General features: G+C 55.1%; 21 protein-coding genes. 15 read left to right on the top strand and 6 right to left on the bottom strand.

Annotation, left to right across the window (positions count from 1 at the left end; genetic code table 11):
• Positions 1–244 precede the first annotated feature (244 nt).
• The 6 genes from AC05QJ_RS31970 to AC05QJ_RS31945 all read left to right on the top strand — a co-directional run bounded on the left by AC05QJ_RS31970 (position 245) and on the right by AC05QJ_RS31945 (position 6,702).
• Positions 245–2,362 (top strand): tandem-95 repeat protein, encoded by a 2,118-nt coding sequence (locus AC05QJ_RS31970; RefSeq protein ID WP_476748262.1) that lies wholly within the window; start codon positions 245–247, stop codon positions 2,360–2,362.
• Between the two features lie 335 nt (positions 2,363–2,697).
• The gene (locus tag AC05QJ_RS31965; RefSeq protein ID WP_476748261.1) at positions 2,698–3,336 is read left to right on the top strand and encodes a hypothetical protein; all 639 of its coding nucleotides are present in this window, start codon (positions 2,698–2,700) and stop codon (positions 3,334–3,336) included.
• A gap of 516 nt (positions 3,337–3,852) precedes the next feature.
• Complete coding sequence (locus AC05QJ_RS31960; protein WP_476748260.1) at positions 3,853–4,257, top strand: hypothetical protein; 405 nt, start codon at positions 3,853–3,855, stop codon at positions 4,255–4,257.
• 188 nt (positions 4,258–4,445) lie between these two features.
• Positions 4,446–4,889: a hypothetical protein gene (locus tag AC05QJ_RS31955; RefSeq protein WP_476748259.1), complete on the top strand. Its 444-nt coding sequence runs from the start codon at positions 4,446–4,448 to the stop codon at positions 4,887–4,889.
• 347 nt (positions 4,890–5,236) lie between these two features.
• Positions 5,237–5,782: a hypothetical protein gene (locus AC05QJ_RS31950; RefSeq protein ID WP_476748258.1), complete on the top strand. Its 546-nt coding sequence runs from the start codon at positions 5,237–5,239 to the stop codon at positions 5,780–5,782.
• A 233-nt stretch (positions 5,783–6,015) separates the two neighbouring features.
• Positions 6,016–6,702, top strand: a complete 687-nt coding sequence (locus tag AC05QJ_RS31945; RefSeq protein ID WP_476748257.1) for a hypothetical protein — start codon at positions 6,016–6,018, stop codon at positions 6,700–6,702.
• 2 nt (positions 6,703–6,704) lie between these two features.
• Here the strand turns inward: AC05QJ_RS31945 and AC05QJ_RS31940 are convergent, their stop codons facing one another.
• A complete protein-coding gene (locus AC05QJ_RS31940; protein WP_004577240.1) occupies positions 6,705–7,667 on the bottom strand; it encodes an IS30-like element ISPpu17 family transposase in 963 nt (320 codons plus the stop codon).
• A 312-nt stretch (positions 7,668–7,979) separates the two neighbouring features.
• On the opposite strand from AC05QJ_RS31940, the gene AC05QJ_RS31935 reads away from it, so the two are divergent.
• The 4 genes from AC05QJ_RS31935 to AC05QJ_RS31920 all read left to right on the top strand — a co-directional run bounded on the left by AC05QJ_RS31935 (position 7,980) and on the right by AC05QJ_RS31920 (position 11,668).
• On the top strand, positions 7,980–9,056 hold the full coding sequence (locus AC05QJ_RS31935) for a helix-turn-helix domain-containing protein (protein WP_476748256.1): 1,077 nt from the start codon (positions 7,980–7,982) through the stop codon (positions 9,054–9,056).
• 122 nt (positions 9,057–9,178) lie between these two features.
• Entirely contained in the window at positions 9,179–9,658 is a 480-nt protein-coding gene (locus tag AC05QJ_RS31930) for a hypothetical protein (RefSeq protein ID WP_476748255.1), read from the top strand.
• A gap of 194 nt (positions 9,659–9,852) precedes the next feature.
• Positions 9,853–11,337, top strand: coding sequence for a helicase HerA domain-containing protein (locus AC05QJ_RS31925; protein WP_476748254.1), 1,485 nt, complete (start codon positions 9,853–9,855; stop codon positions 11,335–11,337).
• A 13-nt stretch (positions 11,338–11,350) separates the two neighbouring features.
• Positions 11,351–11,668, top strand: coding sequence for a hypothetical protein (locus tag AC05QJ_RS31920; RefSeq protein WP_476748253.1), 318 nt, complete (start codon positions 11,351–11,353; stop codon positions 11,666–11,668).
• Positions 11,669–12,133: 465 nt separating this feature from the next.
• Here the strand turns inward: AC05QJ_RS31920 and AC05QJ_RS31915 are convergent, their stop codons facing one another.
• The 4 genes from AC05QJ_RS31915 to AC05QJ_RS31900 all read right to left on the bottom strand — a co-directional run bounded on the left by AC05QJ_RS31915 (position 12,134) and on the right by AC05QJ_RS31900 (position 14,401).
• Positions 12,134–12,625, bottom strand: coding sequence for a hypothetical protein (locus tag AC05QJ_RS31915; RefSeq protein WP_476748252.1), 492 nt, complete (start codon positions 12,623–12,625; stop codon positions 12,134–12,136).
• An 86-nt stretch (positions 12,626–12,711) separates the two neighbouring features.
• Complete coding sequence (locus tag AC05QJ_RS31910) at positions 12,712–13,164, bottom strand: hypothetical protein (protein WP_476748251.1); 453 nt, start codon at positions 13,162–13,164, stop codon at positions 12,712–12,714.
• A gap of 313 nt (positions 13,165–13,477) precedes the next feature.
• Complete coding sequence (locus tag AC05QJ_RS31905) at positions 13,478–13,762, bottom strand: hypothetical protein (RefSeq protein ID WP_476748250.1); 285 nt, start codon at positions 13,760–13,762, stop codon at positions 13,478–13,480.
• 114 nt (positions 13,763–13,876) lie between these two features.
• Positions 13,877–14,401: a hypothetical protein gene (locus tag AC05QJ_RS31900; RefSeq protein WP_476748249.1), complete on the bottom strand. Its 525-nt coding sequence runs from the start codon at positions 14,399–14,401 to the stop codon at positions 13,877–13,879.
• Positions 14,402–14,609: 208 nt separating this feature from the next.
• Between AC05QJ_RS31900 and AC05QJ_RS31895 the strand changes: the two genes are divergently transcribed.
• Positions 14,610–15,425: a hypothetical protein gene (locus AC05QJ_RS31895; RefSeq protein ID WP_476748248.1), complete on the top strand. Its 816-nt coding sequence runs from the start codon at positions 14,610–14,612 to the stop codon at positions 15,423–15,425.
• Between the two features lie 753 nt (positions 15,426–16,178).
• On the opposite strand, the gene AC05QJ_RS31890 is transcribed toward AC05QJ_RS31895, so the two are convergent.
• Entirely contained in the window at positions 16,179–16,553 is a 375-nt protein-coding gene (locus tag AC05QJ_RS31890) for a histone-like nucleoid-structuring protein, MvaT/MvaU family (protein WP_476748247.1), read from the bottom strand.
• A gap of 178 nt (positions 16,554–16,731) precedes the next feature.
• Here AC05QJ_RS31890 and AC05QJ_RS31885 point away from each other — a divergent pair, with 178 nt between their 5' ends.
• From AC05QJ_RS31885 to AC05QJ_RS31870, 4 genes are all read left to right on the top strand, one after another.
• Positions 16,732–17,355, top strand: a complete 624-nt coding sequence (locus tag AC05QJ_RS31885) for a hypothetical protein (RefSeq protein ID WP_476748246.1) — start codon at positions 16,732–16,734, stop codon at positions 17,353–17,355.
• Positions 17,345–17,857: a hypothetical protein gene (locus AC05QJ_RS31880; protein ID WP_476748245.1), complete on the top strand. Its 513-nt coding sequence runs from the start codon at positions 17,345–17,347 to the stop codon at positions 17,855–17,857. Before AC05QJ_RS31885 ends, AC05QJ_RS31880 begins: the two co-directional genes overlap by 11 nt.
• A 98-nt stretch (positions 17,858–17,955) precedes the next feature.
• Positions 17,956–18,876, top strand: a complete 921-nt coding sequence (locus AC05QJ_RS31875; RefSeq protein ID WP_476748244.1) for a hypothetical protein — start codon at positions 17,956–17,958, stop codon at positions 18,874–18,876.
• Between the two features lie 329 nt (positions 18,877–19,205).
• Positions 19,206–19,613 (top strand): TraR/DksA family transcriptional regulator, encoded by a 408-nt coding sequence (locus tag AC05QJ_RS31870; protein ID WP_476748243.1) that lies wholly within the window; start codon positions 19,206–19,208, stop codon positions 19,611–19,613.
• The last annotated feature ends 26 nt before the right edge of the window (positions 19,614–19,639 follow it).

Raw genomic sequence — 19,639 nt, 5'->3', positions numbered from 1 at the left:
CTGCCCCTGTACACCAACCATGTGTCGGCCATTTTTTTTGGGGGGGGGCAGGCGATGGGCGGGTCCAGGTGTCCGGATGACAGTCAGCTCTTGATTACGAATTCGTCCGTGGATGGCGAATGAGGTTTCACCTGATTTTGACAATCGCGATCCTGTCCCTGGTTAGGGGCTGAATTGAGCACCTTCATCGAATCCATTCGGGAACAATAGACTGATCTAATTTTGTCTAAATGGATGGTTGTCTATGCCGAATTTGATGAAAAGGGTAGCTAGCGCCTGTAGATACACCCTGCTGGTGACATTTATCTGGCCTCTCATGAGTTACGTCTATGCGGACGGAGGAAGTAATGTCGACTCTTCGTATACATGTACTGGCGCAGCTGCTTGCCCCGCAGGCTATGCAGGGTCAATTTCATTTAGTTACAGAACAAATTATTATAGCAGATGGGATTGTCCTGCAATAAGCGCTGAAGTCGCTAAGCGGTTGGAGGCTGGTCAGTCAGAAAACGATATTAATTACTATCTGGAAAAACAGACTGGTTACAAATACGGAACGTTTAATCGAAATTGCATAGTTGCTAATACTCCTCCATTAGTGACAGATGTCGTCATGAGTTTAAATGAGGACACTACAGGTAGCATTACGCTTTCTGCTTCCGATTCTGACTCACCTCCACCAACAGTCTTCGAAATTGTCACTGCTCCAAGTCCGGAATTTGGTACTGCATATATATCCGGCACTACGCTGATGTTTACCCCATCGGCGAATTGGTATGGGACAACGACGCTCACCTATCGAGCGCAAGATAGCTCTGGTGCCTGGTCTGCACCTGCCACGGTCACAATAGTGGTCAGTCCGGTCAACGACCCGCCTGTGGCCGAAAGTAAAACCCTCATTGTTGACGAGGACACAACGGGCAGTGTGGTTCTGTCGGCCACCGACATAGACTCACCACCTCCCACAGTTTTCCAGATTTTCACCGGTCCTAATGCTGCGCATGGGACAGCTTACATCTCTGGTTCGACCCTGGTTTTCACCCCCGCGAAGGACTGGAACGGCACGACCTCACTAACCTATGGTGCCCAGGATAGTGCTGGCGCTTGGTCTGCACCAACCACGGTTACGATCGTGGTTAATCCGGTCAATGACCCACCTGTCGCTGAGGAGAAAACCCTTGTTATCGACGAGGACACTCCGGGCAGTGTCGTCCTGACAGCTACCGACATAGATTCGCCAACGCCAATTGTCTTCCAGATCGTGACCGCCCCGAATTCTTCGCACGGTACCGCAACGCTGTCTGGTTCAACGCTTACCTTCAATCCAGCGCAGGACTGGAACGGTAGCACCACACTGACTTACCGTGCCCAGGACAGCGCTGGCGCATGGTCAGCGCCGGCCACGGTTACAATCGTGGTGAATCCGGTTAACGACCCGCCTGTAGCCCAACCTAAATCCCTGACAATCGACGAGGACACGCCGGGCAGTGTCGTCCTGACAGCTACCGACATCGATTCGCCAACGCCAACTATCTTCCAGATCGTGACCGCGCCGAACTCCTCGCACGGCACCGCAACGCTGTCTGGTTCAACGCTTACCTTCAATCCAGCGCAGGACTGGAACGGTAGCACCTCACTGACTTATCGTGCCCAGGACAGCGCTGGCGCATGGTCAGCGCCGGCCACGGTTACAATCGTGGTGAACCCGGTTAACGACCCGCCTGTAGCCCAACCAAAATCCCTGACAATCGACGAGGACACGCCGGGCAGTGTCGCCCTGACAGCTACCGACATCGATTCGCCAACGCCAACTATCTTCCAGATCGTGACCGCGCCGAACTCCTCGCACGGCACCGCAACGCTGTCTGGTTCAACGCTTACCTTCAATCCAGCGCAGGACTGGAACGGTAGCACCTCACTGACTTATCGTGCCCAGGACAGCGCTGGCGCATGGTCAGCGCCGGCCACGGTTACAATCGTGGTGAACCCGGTTAACGACCCGCCTGTAGCCCAACCAAAATCCCTGACAATCGACGAGGACACGCCGGGCAGTGTCGCCCTGACAGCTACCGACATCGATTCGCCAACGCCAACAATCTTCCAGATCGTGACCGCTCCGAACTCCTCGCACGGCACCGCAACGATCTCTGGTTCTACGCTTACGTTCAATCCAGCGCAGGACTGGAACGGTAGCACCTCACTGACTTATCGCGCCCAGGACAACGCCGGTGCTTGGTCTCAACCGGCGGCTGTAACGATTGTCGTCCGTCCGGTAAATGACCGCCCTGTCAACGTTCGCGCAATAAAGATTGAGACGAAAGAGGGCGTCCCAGCCACTGTTCGGGCTACTGTGTCCCATATGTAGGTATATGGTTTAGACATCAGAAAAAGCCCGCCTTGTGCGGGCTTCGCTATTTAAGTGCTTGTACTTCTGTTTTTTCGGCGCTCGCAAATGTTGATACGCCTAGCTAGGCGGCGGAAAGGGGTGACCTCCAGCTCTCCACGCCTTCGCAATGTTGCAGCAGGGCGGTCGCCCGGTAGTCGGTTAAGCCCTGCCGCGAAGGGGCACACAACGCGTGGCAACCAACCGATTGCTTGGTTCGATCACTCTTACAGGTGTATGCAGGATCGTAGGGAGCCCCTTGCACTTTTGAGATTCGAGTGACACTGGATCCACATTTCGAAACCAGGGGTGACACTATGGCCGTCAATCATCACGGCGCACCAACTCGGCGGGTGTGCGGGCACACTGATGTGTTTACGTTCCACTACCGCGGCAAGCAAGGTCGTGCCAGCGACTTGAACTATGCGAGTTCGACCTTGTGCAGGGCCTGCGGGGAGAAGATAACGAATTGGTTTGGTTACAACGGAAAGGGTTTTCACCAGGTGGCTTTGCCCAAATTGATAGGCCGCACTACCGGTTCAATCAGTTGGGGCAACCGTATTCGTATTGAGCGCCTCCGCGCTTTGGGGCCTTTGATGAGCGTCCTCAAGGCATCACCAGACCCTCTGGCTGCGGTAGTCCTGCGGGTATTCGAAATGATGTTTCAGGTGGCTAGTGCCAGTTACTGGATCGACGTTGAAAGGCAGGGGTACGATGTTTACAGCCTTCGGGGAGATGTCGAAATCCTGTTGCGTGGGTCTAAATGTCGGGACAATCCTCAGCCTGATTCATCGGTGATTGGCTACTGGCTTCAAAACCACCCGCGGGCTGCTGCAGAGTCGATCGGTTATGTGCGGGAGAATCTTAAAGCTACGATTGCCGAACTGGTGCCGCTTGAGCTGTCGCTAAAATCACCTACCGTGGAACCCGGCCAACTCAGCGGGACAGAGGCTTGACCTTGTTTGCCAGCGCCACAGAAGAATCTTTCGGTTCTATCCGTGGTGGAGTGGTAGCTAAAGCTTGAGCAGCCCTTTCGTTGGCTGGGGGCTGCCTGCAAGTCGACCTAGGTGCTGGAGCTCTGGCACCTGACGCTGGCAGTACTTGATGAGCTCATCGCGGTGGGGATCTGCGCTTGTTCACGATCTTCAACCGCGACATGCTGGGAGTGTGCAAACTGAGCTCCCAGGCTTTGATGAGGGTCGGAAGAGCAAAGACCGGGATCCCATCAGCGGGATGATGGGCTTACCCCAAAATCAGTACAAACGCCAGAAATCAGCACTTTTGACCTCTCGTTCGGCTAGAACAGCTAATTGGGAGCCTCCGAATACCTCTGAATCTAACTATGGGGTAAATGGCAATCCCTGACTGGTTTCTTGATTGCTTTCGAGCCTCAATTAGGGGCTGATTCACGCCATAGCCCTTTCCTTATCGGTGACTCTATCCCCTGTCCAGGGTGAGTAGAGTTCTCTGTCATGAAGTACGTCAAGCCAATCATCTGCATCGCATCGTTCTATATTCTGAGCCAGCTACTTGCAATCAGAGGCGGGCATGGGGGCACACACTATCTATCGGCAGGATGGATCGAATACCTAGTTGCTGCATTGAATAGCATGTGCGGGGTGTATTTGACACATCGCCTCTCTGGTACCCGACTGCTGATCGTGCTCAGGGTTCTGACCATCGCGGTTCTGGCCTGGGCGGTTTGGCTTGCAGTCCTCGGAATTGCTGGGCACATGGAGCTCTTGACCAACCTAAATATGCTGGCCGTGGTCTCATCCGTTTCTGTCCTCCTGGGGACCAGCCTCGTCCTGTTCTATTCCGCGGCGGTGATTGCTTGGGGAGCCTGGCGGAATGGGGCGCAAAGAACCGCTCCATAAAGCCTTGCCTGCGGACCAAGCCATGGTTGGGCTCCTTTGAACTGAAGTCTATCGGCCCTCCGCCGCGTCTGCCGCTAACCCTGATGTTCTGTTGGGGAGGCAGGTCCGCTCCAGAATTGGGACTAGATTGGCCGGTTACAGGTCCGCACTCATTGCATCATGTAAGTCAAAACTAGCAGGACGCTATCATGACTAACCTCCTACAATCCGCCCCGTCCGAGGACTCGCTCACTCACTGCACGGCAGCATCCCAAGGTTCTGTAAGCCGTCCACAACGGGCGATTCTCATTGCGCGGCTTTGGGCTGCCCGCATCCTGTCCATCGCAGCACACATGGCTGCTCCAACTGAACTGAACGTAGATCGTCCTGGGTGCACGTACCGAACGGCGATGCCTATCAAGCGAGACCTGGTAACCGTTCGTCTCGAACCTACCCGCTCCCGCGAGGAGAGGTATGACCGCCTGTACAAGAGTGCGGGCATGACGCATCGAGTCCAGATTAGGATGCTGCACGAGATTGGCCAAGCTGAGTTGATCTTCTGGATGCGCAATCCAAGCGAGAATGCGATCACTGAGGCGCTGCAAAGGCGCGGTGTGTTCCATCGCTATGACGCGCAACTGATTGAGTTGTAGGGTGTTTCCATTCCCATCGTGGGAATCGTCACCTGACTAAGGGGTAAAAGTCCGAGCCATCGCCACTGCATCGCCTACGTTTAAACTTAGTTATCTCTCCTGGGTATTGTCGACTGCTTCGCCACCAGGCTAAGATTCCCGGATTACCTTCTATACGCGCTAGTGGGTTCTAACTATCTATTGTTCTGGAATGTTCCAGGCCAATCGAAGGCAGTGTGACTGCCACAAACGCTGCTCGCAGCACTTCAATTTGGGGTTCGTCATACCGGCGTAACCCTACTAAATGAAAACCCTCGGGGCTACCTGTCCCCTTGGGGCAGGTGCTCTACTTTATGTGGAGAACACCAATGACAATTTCTAAAGACCAATCTTTTACCGCTGTTTACAACGGTGTTGAGTTTATCGCGACGATCGACCCCTGCTCCTGGATGTATCCTGGGTACGGTGTCCAGCTCACGGCTAAACTACAGAATGGTAGTACCGGCACGCTGAACAACAAGCCTTTGTCGTTCGACGCTGCAAGCACCTGCGATGTTCAGAAAATGCTCAGTGGCGTGCGGTTGCTGGCGTGCAAAACGTGTGGTGATTCGTGCTTTGATCCAGCCACGGTAAAAACCAATCGTGATGGTCAGTGCAATAAATGCTTCATGGACCAACTTCGAGCTGAATTGGACGCGGATACTCAAAAAGAGAACGCAAACATTGCCAAATTGGATAGGAAGTACAAAAAACAGGGATGCACCCATCGAATCGAAGCATGGATACATCCAGCTCGGGGGGATGACTTCTCCATTTTGTTCTGGATGAAGAATCCAACTGTCGAAGATATCCAAACCACTATTCGCAAGCAGAAAAGTACGGTGTTGGATGACTACAAGCTCATAGAACTGTGATACCTGTTCCGGGTACACAGTATCGTTCTCAGTGATAGAAAACCGGCGCCAGGCGCCGGTTTTTTTTCGACTGCGAAATCAGTAGTCGACAGTCCGATGGGATGTTCCGTGGTTAAGCAAGGGTCAGTGAGCCAAGCTCAGTATGGCAATTGGTACCAGCGGTACGGTCAGATTGGGAGCTGCTGCGTAGCGCTCTGGTGTGATCCTTGTGAAAAGATATCTGGAGCATGCCCGTGTCGACACAATCGCTGTTCAACGATCTCAAGGAAGCTGGACTGGAAGTCGTCATCCTTGACCAGGACCATTTCGCCGCAACCCCAGCAGATTGCCAGTGCGCTATACCGGCAATCGCGAGCCTGTGCACTGCAGCTCGGCGGGAGGGGTATTTTGTTCGAGGCGCTGGATTCGAGCCCGCTCTTGTAGAGCAGGTCCTGGGCGAGTGGGGTGGTGAGGAGGCGGTTTCCAGGCTTGCCAGACCTATGATCGATAATGCGTTGACGGGACAAACTGAGCTTGGGCTTCTTCGAGGCGAGGCAGCTCACTTGCTGCATGAGGGGCTGGCCAGGATCCGAATTGCGGCCAGAACCGATCGGGAGCTCGTGGAGTCGATTGCGGCAACTCTCCAGGAGCTACCGAACAACGTTCTAGGAGATGATCACCGAAGTCGCGAAAACCTCAGGGAGTTGATTGGCCCGGCGAGGAAGGTTCTTTCCGAGGCGAGGGGCAATAGCAAGTCGCCAAAAGGTAAAGGACGCGTGCTTCCATCGCCGATTGCTTTTTTGGTGATGGCTGCCATTTCCGCTGCTGATGCATTTAACTCATCAATGGTGGGCAAAATCTGGTACGCGAGTGCAATGGGTGCGATAGCCGTCATTTGTATTGGGTTCGCCATCTATAGCTGGAATAAAAAGAAGCCCTGAATTCAACACATAAGTGCAACGCTCACCCCTGTATGCACTTCGTACGGCGTCTTCCAGCCCAAGCGCTTGCGCGGGCGTAGATTGATCCTCGCTACTGTCCGATTGACGGCTTCGACGGTCAGCTTGCTGAAGTCGCTGCCCTTGGGGAAATACTGGCGGAGCAGACCGTTGGTGTTTTCATTGGTGCCACGTTGCCAGGATGAATAGGGGTCTGCAAAAAAGACCTGGCACTGGCTCCGTAGCGCGATGCGTTCATGCCCGGCAAACTCCCTTCCGTTATCCAGCGTCAGCGTGTGAGCGGCATGGCCCTGAAGCATCAGATTGATCGCCCGCGTTACCTGCCGGCGCGTTCTGCGCTTGACCGGATAGGCGCTCAGATAGCCGCTTTTGCGATCAACCAGGGTCACCAGGTTACCGCCCAGTCCATGTACCGTATCGCCCTCCCAGTCCCCCAGGCGCTCGCGGCTTTCGACCTCGGCTGGGCGTTCACTGATTGACACGCGATTACGCAGCTGCCCGCGCCGATCGTGGCTTCCATAGCGTTTCCGGTAGCGCTTTCGGCGATGTCGCAGATAGGTATAAAGCTCACCACCGGCGCGCTGTTCGGCGGCAATGAACCGATAAATCCACTCATGGCTGACCGCCCGGCTTGGCTGCTCCTGCTTCAACCGCTGGGCGATCTGCTCCGGACTCATGCCATGCTTGAGCCACACCGGGAGATGATGGCTGAGCCATGTCGCCGGCTTGCAAAACTTGCGCGCACCCGCTCGACGAGCATCACTTTCATGGGCCGCAGAAACAGCCTTGTAGATATTCTGGGTGCTGTTGCGGCGAACCTCGCGACTGATCGTCGAGGGATGCACGCCGACCCGCTTTGCAATGCTCGCCTGGCTCTCTGCGGCGCTCAAGCCAGCCTCAATCTGGTAACGTTGTCCCTGAGTCAGCTGCCGGTAATGCGTAGTCATCTGCGCTTGAATCCTTCGGTGTGAGAGCCTGGATTCTACCGGTGGCTGGCTCTCTGCCTCTCGTTTCAAGCGTTGCGCTTATTCTATGAATTCAGGAGCCATAATCCCTATGGTTTGCGGGAGTTAACCGATTTTCATGGTCAAAAATGAGGGGGTGAGATTTTCCTGCGACGTCGATGGTGCTTAATCGTACACTAGGGCACCGAGCCGCCTGAAGGGACGCAATGGTGGGCAATTTCACCGTAGTGGAGCCCGGTCTTGCACATTAAGAGCCTCGTGAGAGGGTCGTACCAAATACGCGAGGTGTTTGGTATGACAGCTAAAGAAATATACCCCGAGTTCCCGCCGGAAATTCGTTGGCATGCCATCAAGGTTGCCCTGCTGGCGAAAGGCATAACGCTTTCTTCACTCTCAAAGGCTTCGGGGGTGACCGGGATCGCCTCAGCCGGCAAGAAGAACTACCCAGCGGCTCAAACTGAAATAGCTAAGGCACTTGGAGTCTCCGAACGGGCCCTTTTCCCGGATCGCTATAACGTAAGCTGGACTGATGAACTTCAATCACAGATTGAGGCGCTGATGCCGGGACTGTTCGGGCTTCCAGGCGCAGAACCTCTCCAGCGTCACTTCGCCGACCAGCTTGATTCTCATTCAAGGACCCCCGCTGATCTGAGCGAGCTACCGACTGAAGAGCCGGCTCGCTTGGTATGGGTAAAGTCGGCCCTGCGGGAGCGAGGCTTCGTGCTGGTGGCTCTTACGAAGTTCCTGGGCATTCGACGCTCGGCGCTCGATAACCTGGGGATGACTCGCCTGGATAGCCTGCAGCATCTGATCGCCAAGTGCCTGGGTGTGAGGCCAGAGCAGATTTGGCCTGAGCGCTATGATGAGACCGGGGAGCCCATTCCAAGGGAAAGGACCCGCCCAGCTGCGCCAGTGCAGCGCGAGCCACAGCATGTTTATCGACTCGACCTCACGCAAGGGCTATGGCTTCCCGTAAGGGATCTGGTCGGAGTTCCTGGTATGGCCGTAGACGAAACCTTTATTGTGCACCGTGCACATGTGCAAGGTTGGCAAATGAGGCAACGCTTCGGGGTGAACGAACTTGCGTTCGGCTCGCTGCCCGAGCTCACAAAGCAATATCTGCTTTCGCCAACAACCTTAGGGCCAGAGGAAGCGCTTGTGCGTGCCCGCCGGCGTTCCTCCGGCCCCGTGACGATTGAGCTTGCAGACAAAGGAAGCGTCGCCACTGTGATGGCCTTTCTGGTCGACGTGGTTGAACACGGCGTCCAGTTGACGGCTGTACCGAGCGGGGGGGTTGCGATGCTGAATAGGGAAGAGGTCTCAGTGGTGGCAGCAGCTCTGCTCGATGCCAGTCAAGAGATCTCGCAATAAGCGGTCAGGCGGCGGACCTTCGACGTTAGAACTGAAGTCGACCGAATACACACTCGAAGGTCCGGCGGTTGCATTTTGGGGTTAGGCGGTATCGTCAGCCCTAACCTTTGCGGAGCATTTCCATGACCCCTTTTGTGAATCTCGCGCCACACTTGTCAGCGTTGTCTGCTGCCCTTTCGATGGATGTGATGTCTGTTACTGGTGATGAACTGCAGTCGCTGTTCATCGACGCTCTGGACCAGGGTGGGTGCAAAGCTCTCTACCGGATCAGCGCCGATGGACTGCATGTGCACTCCTTCGCCGCGATGGCCGTGTACGCCGATTGGCTGAGGCGCGTCGGGCGCTTGGTCTGCCTGGATTCTGATGGCGAAGAAGGCTGCTGCCTCGGCGTCGACTGCGAGCTTTCTGAGGCGGTCCTGGGAGACCTCATGCGTGCCTGTGCTGAGGCTCTGATGAAAGCCTCGGATGACATGCGGCGAATTACCGGTGCCGGCCTTGTGGACGCTGTCAGGCTTTCATCTAGCACTGGCGAGCCCCTCGCACAATCGCAGATTCGTCTTTCACACATGAGCCGCGGACTTCGCCTGGTCAGTGCTGCCTAACCGGGCGAAGAATCTTCTGCTCGGCTCAGTTCGCAAGCATATCGCACAGCTACCCTGGCAGGCGCTTAGAAGTGGCCGAAGTTTGATCCTCGATCAGGTGCAAACCTAGAACACCGCGGCCGTCAGAGTGTTTACAGTTGCCTTCACCAGCCGTCTAGCATCGCTAGGCACAATGTGAAAAGGCAACCTCGTAGATGCAGATTCGATTCGGCTTTGACGCCCAAGAGCTCAAAAAAGGGAACAATGTTCCGATCATCTGGGACAGTTCCAAGCTTGTGAATGGACACAGTCTGCTGGTCGGCATGTCCGGCTCGGGCAAAACCTTCACGCTGCGAAAAATGATCTCCCAGGCTCTGAGAACCGCAGGGGAGAACATCCCGCGAGTGCATATGTTCGATGTGCACGGAGACTTGGAGATACCAGGTGCATCGGAGGTGCGGTTTTCCGAGCAAACCCGCTGGGGGCTCAATCCGCTGAAGGTCAATCCGGATCCGCACTTCGGTGGCGTGAGAAAGCGAATCCAAGCGTTCATGACCACAATGAACAGGACGATGCGCTCCATGGGCCCGAAGCAAGAGGCAGCGCTGCGCAATATTCTGACCGACGTCTACGCCCAGTACGGGTTCAAACAAGATGACCCGTCGACCTGGTACGTTCAGGACGAGACCGCCGTTTTGATGACTGACGGGCGTGAGGATCGGTTGTTCATTGACGTGCCCAAGGCCGAGAAAGACGAGGCCAAGGCGTTGGGTGCCGTATGGAGCGGTGGCCCGCTTTACTCCTGGTATATCAAACCGGAACAGTATGAGGGAGCTATAACCCGCTGGCCTCCAAAGCTAATGGCCAGGACGCACCCTTCCATCAAAGATGCACTGCGGATGGCGCAGAACATCCTGCAGCAGTCGTTTCTGGGGTCGGGTGCTGAAGCTGTAACCTACCTAGAAATCGCAAATCGCGCGGCCCAGTCCTATCGCAAGAAGGTGATTCAAGCGCTCCGTAAGGGTGAAGCCAACTTTGAAGATGAGGCCAAAAAACTCGACCTCGACAAGGCAAAAAAGAAGGCGATCGACGCGTTCGCGACATACGTTGAGTCGATTGAGACCGGCCGTGAACTGAACTCACTGATGAAGTACGACAGCACGGACGTCCTCAAGTCTGTGGTCGACCGATTGCAGAATCTAGACGCGATCGGGATATTCAAGCCTGCGCCGCCACCTTTCGACCCGAGCAACCCTATCTGGCGATACAACATTCACGCGCTGTCCATGGAAGAGCGAAAACTGTTCGTGCTCTTCAAGCTCGAGGAGCTCTTCTTAGCAGCCGTGGAGCGGGGACCTCAGGAGTGTATCCAAGACATCATCATCTTGGACGAGGCCCATATTTACGCGGACGACGATCCAGACAATCCGATCAACACAATTGCCAAAGAGGCGAGAAAGTTCGGAATAAGCCTGATCTGCGCGTCACAAAGCCCGACCCACTTCCCAGAGGATTTCGTTGCTTCGGTGGCCACCAAGATCGTGCTTGGCATCGACGAGATTTACTGGAAGCCCTCAGCAACAAAGCTTCGGCTTCGTGAGGATGCTCTTGCGTGGATTACGTCGACAAAGACAATGCTCGTCCAGCTCAAGATGAAAGGCGAAACCCAAAACGACTGGGCCTGGTGCCGAATAGCATAACTGGATCAACACTATGAAAATGCTTCCCATGCTGGTGCTTTCAACGCTTCCGATTCTGGCCTTCGCCGGTCAGGCTCCTGTAAAAGAGCCGGTGTCGGAATCCGCAATGCTCGATCAGCTTGAACGGATTTCCTTGCCAATAGGAAAGGGTGCAATCCTGCAGGACCGTCATGGCTGCTTGTGGAGCGTCATGGAAGGGGAGAAAGCCCCGCGGCTAGTCGCCTTGACCAACGAGGGAAACAGGCCGCTGTGCCGTTCTGAAGCCGATCCGGGGGCAAGCCCTGCGCGGGCGCCGGCGCAACCGTCAACTCCAACGCGTTATCAGATGTGAAGTTCGCACCTGGTTGACCGGCTACGAGATAACCAAGTTGGTTGGCGCCAGCACGAGACAATCTCTAGCGGGTACCCGGCTGGGGGGTGATCAGCGGGTACCTATTTAACGTCATTCCCCTAAACCTGGTTGAACATGTCGACCTGAGTGTTCCCCGGATCTGCCCTCGGCTTATTGAGCGGGTGGCCCAACTGCTGGCGAATCTCGGCCAGCCACACCTTGTAGGGATGGTTTTCTCGTTCACCCCATGGATAGGCTTCGGCTAACGCCTTGCGGAGCGCTGTCATATCCTTACGGCCTACCCGCCGGATTACTTCACCAATGATCGGCGCAGCCTCACTTCTCCACGACATAACTCTTCCTCCACTGCCAGCTCTATGTTCTACGCCCTGTCCATAGAGTGCTGCGCTTGAGGGTGCAACTGAGCGAACTCCGCAACGTTGGTGGAGTTCATCGGCACCAGATTTAGTGAGCGCGATGAGAGGATGAGGCCAGAGCCTGCCAAGCCAAAAGTGTCTCACCCGGGTGCTCGATAGCAATCCGAACAGCCTCATCCACCGCACCTATTTTGTCTCCCAGGAACCATCCAAGACGTACCAGTTTGGGAGCGACACCCGCCTTTGCGGCTTTGGTCGTGAACTCAAACTCACGAGCCTGCCCATACACGACAGACCCACCGAAGCGCTCAACAAGCATCTTGATCGTGGCTGTTTCTGTCTCCGGCACCAGTATGGTTTCACCATCAAAGAAAGTCTTTCGTACACCAGCTACAGCCTCGACAGCTTCCATGTATCGCGATTCCTTCACCGCGACCATAGCAGAGGGATATTCAGGAAAATCACTGCCACAACTGGTCGGCAGCTCCATCTCTGATGTGCTGCCCTCGGGCAGCGGTTGCAAATGCTCTTCTTGGCAAGTCTTGCAGAAGTAAGAAAAGCAGGTCGGTTTGCCGCTCATATCAGTTCCTCTATCACGGTCGCAAAATAGGCGCCCTTTCAATTACTTAGCCCCGACTAGCGGGGCTGGTGGTGTGACATTTTCACTCATTCAGGTTCCATTTCATGCGGCTCGGGCTGGAACTGGGCGACATACCCAAGCACGGCAGCCACCCGCCGGCCTGTCGTGCTGCCCTTGTCGGTGCATTCGCGGTAGGCCTGGCCGCTTTGAATGATTTCGCCGAGCAACTCGGCCGCTTTGTCCAGGTACTGCTCGGTCTCGTTGGTGTGCTCAAGGAGCTGGTTGTAAGCCTGTTGCGACTCGCCATGACGTCGAGCCATTGCCTGGACGATTTCGAGCAAACGCGCTGTGCCGATTTCCTCGGTGTCACCTAAGCAAAACCGGTCACCCGCATTCTGAGTGCACTGGCAATCGTCGGTCAGTACTTCCGAACTGCCGATCCACCCACAGATTGTGCATTCGGCGGAGTAGTAGCTACCCACCAATGGCTGCAGACCGATGTGGAGCGGCACGCTTACCATCTTCTCAAGGTTGCTCATGGTTTTACTTTTCCTATCTGTAGTGCGAGCCATCTGCATCGTCGTCCCAGCTCCCACCGGCTGGTCACAAAACTCGCAAAACGCCCGCTTGCTGACCTTCGCTGTAAGGAAATGGACTTTTCGAAATTGTCCGTAGAGCTGTCGTCGAAACAGCGCCTGAAAGGGATGAGGCGCATGGAGCTTGATGTGCACCGCATAGCGGTTGAGTGGTTGAATGTTGTGACAGCCATTAGCCTTGAGCTGCTTTCAGCTGAGACCCACCAGGATGCGAAGGGCCCGGTGGGAAGCGCGACGGGATACTGAGCTTTGCGGATCAGAAACGCTTTGGCAGTGTGGGCGGGTTGTAGCAATAGCCGCCGGCCGACCCATCAATCACGTTCGGGTTTTGATCACTGTGAAACTGAGCAAGCGAAATCTCCGGTGTGGGATTTGCCTTTTGATCGAGCTTGGTTACACATCCTTTGGGATGACCCGCCACCCCATAGAGCGACCCAGGAATCTGTCCGGCCATCAAGCCGGTGTTGATGACTGCAGCAAACCCCAGGGCCAGCAGCGCAGAAATAGCTAGTCCGCTTGCGATTGAATTTTTAATTGCCATAGCGAAGGACTCTTCAACTTAACGACCTCGAGGTTACATACTGCCCCCTCAACAGTGGGGGCAAGTCTGCGCCAATCTGGGGGCGGAGTTGGAGGCCGCAGTTGAACAAGGAGCTCAATCGATAATTCGCAGGATGGCTTCAGATTCTGGGTGGGGTTTGCCTTCCGCCAGAACTTTTGCCAGTTCCGTATCGTTCAGTGGCCGGGTGCCCTCGGGTGCGTTCGCGTCAATGACAAAGCCGTATCGGCCAGAAACTGCATCCTTCAGAGCGAAGTACAGGTCATGCAGGGTTTGATTCCCCTCTACGTCATCGCTCTCGAAGGCAGTGGTATTGCAGGCCGAAAATGCGATGAGGTTCGCGACAAACGATGCGGCCTCGAGCGTCATTTCTTCCGCGCTCTGGCCCAGCGCGATGCTTTTTTTGGGCCCTTCCTCCGGGAGCACCATTGCGATCGCGCCATTGAGGTATTCGCGGATTTCATAGGACCCGCCATCGTAGGTCTGTCCGAGAATCCGACGCATGGCATTGAGCACCGTTTGCTCCCAGGCAACGCAGTACACACCCAGTTTCTGGTGGAGCGTTACCGGGGTAGTAGGAAGGATGGTGTAGGGATGAGCAGTGTTGGTGTTGTGAGCCATTGTTTGAAATCCTTTAGCGGTTGTCTGTGGCATCACCCTCTCACAGCTTCCCAAAATGCAAGGCGGCTACTGTGTGTTCCTGTGTTCCTGTGGTCGTTTAGGGTCGTTGCCGCCCAGTTTGATAGATGGTAAACAGGCCGGTATACAACCCAAGCAGGCTCTCAACGCTGAGTACGAAGCATACCGTCTGCAACCGAAGGAACGCATATTGACAAAGCTCGAGCACAACCTGACATCAGAGATCACGGGGGCCCACTGGATTTCATGGCTGACTGGTGCAGCCCCAATATTTTTCCGAGTACTTCCCCTCTACATCGCGGTGACCTTTGTTGCGGCGATGATCGCGATAGCGCTACTGCTGACGCTAGGCAAGGCCGCGTTTCACATCTTCAGCCTGGGGAGTCCGTTGGTCTTTCTCGTCTTGGCCATGTGCCTGTGGCGGGCAGGGGCATTAACAGCACGTGGTGTCACAACCCGGGCGATCGGCCCCGGATCACCTTGGCGCCAGTTTTTCCGGTTGGCCTCGCCACTAGCCCTGGTAATCGGTGGTCTGCTCAACCTCTTTGCAGTTGGTGCGATGCTCAGCTCTGACATCTTGGCGTGGCACTCAGGGTCGCTCCCGCGACTTGAACTACCAGACCACCTGTTTGGTGAGGAAAATCGGAACTTGCTCGTGATCCTCTATACCAGTGCGGTCGAGCAGCAGCTCAGCATAATGCCCCTCTTCATCATCATGGGGGGGAAGGTCGAGCCGTACCTAGTCGCGGCAATGATGTCGGGTCGAGTAACCTGGGAGAAGGCTAAGGCGGTTCAGGCAAGCCTAACGAAGCGCGAAAAGTTTATTCTCAGCCCCATGCGGTTGCTGGTGCTGAGCGGTGTTCTTCTGCAGGCCTGTGCGAAATGGTTGGACGCTTCGACCAGTGCGCTGGGGGTTGCCCTTTTGCTGTTTAGCATTTGCGGCTGGTTGTTCTATTGCAGCCTTCTGGCCTCGGCTGCAAAGGACCTGGTGCCGGCTGATCATTAAGAAAAGGCGGGCGAAAAAAAACCGCCCTTGAGAGAGCGGTTTTTTTTCGACCTCACTTTCGCGAGGTCATTGCTTTAGCCTGGTATGCCAGTTGCCTGGATAATTCTCTGCAGAGCAGAGGGAGGCGAGCTAGTCCTTTCGTTCGGGAAACCCTACTTGATGTAACTATCTCTCATACCATCTGCAGCTGCAGTTGTTTTGCGGGATCAATCGCTTCCCGAGGCACCGACTGCGGACCTCACTGATCAAGTGCAACATTCTCTTGACCTGGAACTTCGCCGAGGCTGAGTTCCCACACTTATGGCAGTGGCCGCCTTCTGGACGTCTAGAATGAGTTCCCGCTGGCGCAGGAGCAAAGCTTCCATCTGGAAGGATTGCTAAATCTGGAACAGTAAAAAACCGGCACAGTGAGCCTGCTATTGCAATAGCAAAACAAACAAGTGTGTACAGGGTTGGTGATCCGTCTAGCTGCCAGAGCCGGATGGCTTTAGGCAGAGGGTGTCAAACAGCTTAGGAGAGACTTCTGAGCGACCTCACACGAGTTCAGGAGGTGCCATGTGCGGCGTGAACCGCAGGTAGGTGCTGCAAGCAGCTTGGCTTTCGCCGAACTGATGCGCAGGCATCAGTGGAAGAGACGTCATCATGCCAGCGGTGAACAGAACAGGCAAGAAGAGAGCTGGTACTTTTGAGGAGGCAGGGCGGTTGCGCTGAAGAACCCCTGAGCAAGGTCAGGGGTTTCATTCTCCGATTAGGTTATGCCTGGGCGGGTTTGCGCCAGGACTCGACTACATCGGCGCCGTACTCTGCTTTCCACTCCTTCAGGACTTTGTTGTTACCGCCTTTGGTTTGGATCTTCTCACCAGTATGCGGGTTGCTATATACGCTGACTACGCGCTGGCGTCGGGTCTTTACGGGTGGACGTGCGCCAGGCGATCGCTTAGCCCGGTCTGGATCCAGCAGGCTGATGATGTCGCCCAGGCTCTTCCCGAACTCCTCCATCAGGGTACGCAGCTTTTCCTCGAACTCCATTTCAACCTTCAAGGCATCGTTGCTGCCCATGTCGTTTAGGCGCTGTTGCAGTTCTTTGATAGCTTGTTCGGTCGCGCGATATTCGTTGATCAGGGACATCTGTCAGGCTCCTTGAATTTGTACAGGAAGTCGTGAATTGGCTCCAAATGCCAGTGGTCCGCTTCCGGCTTTGTAGAGGTGTGGCGTCAAGCGAAAGTCTACACTAGGCACGATAAGTATCTTCTGACCGTTTCAACCAATGCGCAACGTGCAGGGTCGTTAGGGAGCTAGAGCAAGCTTGCATATCTCGGACTGGTGTCATCATTCGACCACTATTATGGAGGCACAAATGATGACGGATGCTTTCAACCAGGACCTCGAGGTCCTCATAAGAGCGGTACCGACCCTTCATCTCACAGCAGGTGAGCTCGAAGGTGGGGCCCCAGCTCTATTCGCAGGCAATGATCCCGTATTTCGCTGCAGGGCAACAGAGCTCGGCGAACGCTATGCGGCACTGGCTGTAATTGCGATCGAAAGGTTGGCGCGGGAAGTCGGCAGTGTAACAGCGGTCTCAAAGTCTCAAACAGCACATCAGGTGCCTGGTCTGGATACTGATAATGGAGAGGCTGACTTATCTCGTCGGGTCTCCGCAGTTCTATCCCTCCATCCGGAGTTCTCGGCGAAGGGTAAGTTGTGGACCAAACTGATTCTCTCTGCTCTGCGACCAGATGGGGCGGTGGGTGTACCTGCTTGCCACGATACTCCGCGCTCTTGGCCGGTCGTTTCGAGCCAGGGCGCTCATCAGCAGGTTATTCAAGATTTCATACAATGGATTGGCGGCTCGGGCGTAGTGGGCGGGGCACTTTCATTGGAACAACTAACCGTACTCGCCAGCGAATGGGTCTCAGCAAATGATGCTTGAAGAACAGGCAAACACGCCGAATGATTGGCCTGACTACACAGATTCAGCGCTTGAACTCCTTTCCAAGGTTAAAGGGGTCCTTGTGGCAGCTCATGCCGAGCACAAAGTGCGCTCCGGGGAACCAGTCTCCAGGGTAAATACACGGGGAGGGCGCAGCATATCCTGCGATATTGTCTTCTCGGAGATGCAGTACCGGACCGATCGCATTAATGCTCTTCGTTTTGACTTAAACCTCTATGTTGGGCACGGGGTGTATGGGAGTGTTGAGACAGCGACCATGATTGCGACCCTTCGCCAGGACCTTTTCAAACGCGTTTCACCAGTTGTCGACCAGTCCAAGATCACAGTCCTGGAAACCGGCTTCGAGGTGTTACTACGCGATGGTTCCCTAACGGTCGAGAGCGAGATCAAAATGGCTGGCGCTGTTATCAAAGCCCATATTTATGTTCGAGCCAGCTCAGTAGATCCGACCATGAGGTCCGCTTATTCATGCAGCTCATAGAGTATCTCTCTGTTTGCGTGCATTACGTTGCGACAATCTCTATTTGCGCTTGATCGAGCTTGTGGTCTCATATGAATAAATTAGAGAGAGGTCCAAGGATGAAATCCACCGGCTATACACTGATAGCTGCAGCAATCGCGACCCTCGGTGGTTGCGCTATGTTCGATAATGCCAAAAAGGCGCAAGTCGAAGGTCTAGGGACGGCGCAGTCAGCGGCGATTGATTACGAGTTCAGGGCAAGTGATGAGATGACGATCAAGCATGCCAATAGTGCGCCGCAAAAGTTCGCAAGCACGGCCACAGCAGCTGACAAGGTCTTCGCTGTAATGGGCATGCCCTCCCTCAAGGCCGTTCCTCCCGGCTCGTTCAATGGTGGGCAGCTCATTCAATCGACCAAGGAAGAAACACTTCGCTATATGTCCACCGACACCGTCTCTCACGGAACTGTCGGTAAGGCTTTGGAAGCCATTGGCTTGAACGCAATCGGCGGTAACGTAGGTGGCGCCGGTATGGCGTTGAGCCTGGTTGGTGGCTCTCCAAAGGTCGACCCCCGGGTTACTGTCGGGTACGTGATCTGCTTCATGCCCACTGTTGATGGCCAAAAAATGGCAGCGGCCGTAGCCGGTTGTGGGGCCAAGGTAGAAGCAATGTTCAACAAGACCGTGAAAGAAATCAGCAAATCCTATTTGCTGCCAAACGCTGAGTATCGACTGGGCAAGATCGAAACTCCCTCAGGTCTGAAAGTGGCGAAGGTGTTCACCGGCCGCCGGGGCGTTCTTGCCGCTGACGGGTTCGCCCCCCTTGACCGCGGTGGCTACCCTGCACGAATTGTTGCTATCCCAGTAGGCCATGAAACCACCAACGGATCTTCGTCTGGTGCACTCGTTGACACCATGCTGTTCAAATCCCGTGGTGAGGTGACCTCGGAGCAGCTCGCTGCCGCCCTGGCCAAGAACTTGCCCAAAGACTCGGCATTCTACTTGCCCGACCGTGAGCGTGGCCCTGCGGCTGTTTACTGACCCTCAAACTGAGCGAAAGAAACTGCTTTCGATCTCGGAGGCGGTTTTTTTGTGCCCGGCCATCTCTAGCTGATACTGAAGCTCAGCCAAAAGCCCAAGGGACGCCGGGAGCGATCGCCGGCGACCGCATCAAAAGATTCTTTTGGTCCACGAGGCAGTCCTGGACCTTCACATTTATCCACGTCGCCTACATTCGCGATCGGCTCGTGCTCTCTTGATAAATCATGTGCTGCGATGGAGCCCGCCTTTAGGGGCAGGATAGAAGGTTGCATATCTGAAACTAACGGCATCATCCAGATGAAGAAACAATCACTCTGGAGCCCCACGTCGTGAACAAACAAGACCTTCTATCGATGAGCCCTGACGACTACATGTCTGAAGTGCAGCTTCAGTTCTTCCGTGACCTGATCAATGCACGGGTCAGTGAACTGCGGATTCGAGTTGGCGAAAGTCGATCTGAGCTGGAGCGCCTGGAAGCTGTGCCTGATCCAGGAGACGCCGCGACGATTGAAGAACAGCGTCAAAAGGTAACCAGCTCAATCAACAGGGACTCGAAAGCTCTGGCTGATCTTTCAGAGGCGCTGAACCGGATCTCGGATCAAACCTACGGATACTGTGAATCAGGGTCGCAAATCGGTCTGCAGCGGCTGCTGGTGCTCCCCAGTGCCAAGCTTTGCGTCGAGGAGCAGGAGCGGCGTGAAATGCGCGAGCGACATCACGTGCGTTTCGCGACCTGATCCATCAGCTTTAGATCCCAATGATG

It is taken from the genome of Pseudomonas sp. TUM25319 (genome assembly GCF_056388475.1).
Note: the sequence above shows the minus strand (reverse complement) of the source record. Positions and strands in the feature narration are given on the sequence as shown.

Excerpts from the sequence above, each read along its gene's own strand:
- AC05QJ_RS31970 (WP_476748262.1), top strand. The coding sequence starts at position 245 with ATGCCGAATTTGATGAAAAGGGTAGCTAGCGCCTGTAGATACACCCTG.
- AC05QJ_RS31965 (WP_476748261.1), top strand. The coding sequence starts at position 2,698 with ATGGCCGTCAATCATCACGGCGCACCAACTCGGCGGGTGTGCGGGCAC.
- AC05QJ_RS31960 (WP_476748260.1), top strand. The coding sequence starts at position 3,853 with ATGAAGTACGTCAAGCCAATCATCTGCATCGCATCGTTCTATATTCTG.
- AC05QJ_RS31955 (WP_476748259.1), top strand. The coding sequence starts at position 4,446 with ATGACTAACCTCCTACAATCCGCCCCGTCCGAGGACTCGCTCACTCAC.
- AC05QJ_RS31950 (WP_476748258.1), top strand. The coding sequence starts at position 5,237 with ATGACAATTTCTAAAGACCAATCTTTTACCGCTGTTTACAACGGTGTT.
- AC05QJ_RS31940 (WP_004577240.1), bottom strand. The coding sequence starts at position 7,667 with ATGACTACGCATTACCGGCAGCTGACTCAGGGACAACGTTACCAGATT.
- AC05QJ_RS31935 (WP_476748256.1), top strand. The coding sequence starts at position 7,980 with ATGACAGCTAAAGAAATATACCCCGAGTTCCCGCCGGAAATTCGTTGG.
- AC05QJ_RS31930 (WP_476748255.1), top strand. The coding sequence starts at position 9,179 with ATGACCCCTTTTGTGAATCTCGCGCCACACTTGTCAGCGTTGTCTGCT.
- AC05QJ_RS31925 (WP_476748254.1), top strand. The coding sequence starts at position 9,853 with ATGCAGATTCGATTCGGCTTTGACGCCCAAGAGCTCAAAAAAGGGAAC.
- AC05QJ_RS31920 (WP_476748253.1), top strand. The coding sequence starts at position 11,351 with ATGAAAATGCTTCCCATGCTGGTGCTTTCAACGCTTCCGATTCTGGCC.
- AC05QJ_RS31915 (WP_476748252.1), bottom strand. The coding sequence starts at position 12,625 with ATGAGCGGCAAACCGACCTGCTTTTCTTACTTCTGCAAGACTTGCCAA.
- AC05QJ_RS31910 (WP_476748251.1), bottom strand. The coding sequence starts at position 13,164 with ATGAGCAACCTTGAGAAGATGGTAAGCGTGCCGCTCCACATCGGTCTG.
- AC05QJ_RS31905 (WP_476748250.1), bottom strand. The coding sequence starts at position 13,762 with ATGGCAATTAAAAATTCAATCGCAAGCGGACTAGCTATTTCTGCGCTG.
- AC05QJ_RS31900 (WP_476748249.1), bottom strand. The coding sequence starts at position 14,401 with ATGGCTCACAACACCAACACTGCTCATCCCTACACCATCCTTCCTACT.
- AC05QJ_RS31890 (WP_476748247.1), bottom strand. The coding sequence starts at position 16,553 with ATGTCCCTGATCAACGAATATCGCGCGACCGAACAAGCTATCAAAGAA.
- AC05QJ_RS31880 (WP_476748245.1), top strand. The coding sequence starts at position 17,345 with ATGATGCTTGAAGAACAGGCAAACACGCCGAATGATTGGCCTGACTAC.
- AC05QJ_RS31875 (WP_476748244.1), top strand. The coding sequence starts at position 17,956 with ATGAAATCCACCGGCTATACACTGATAGCTGCAGCAATCGCGACCCTC.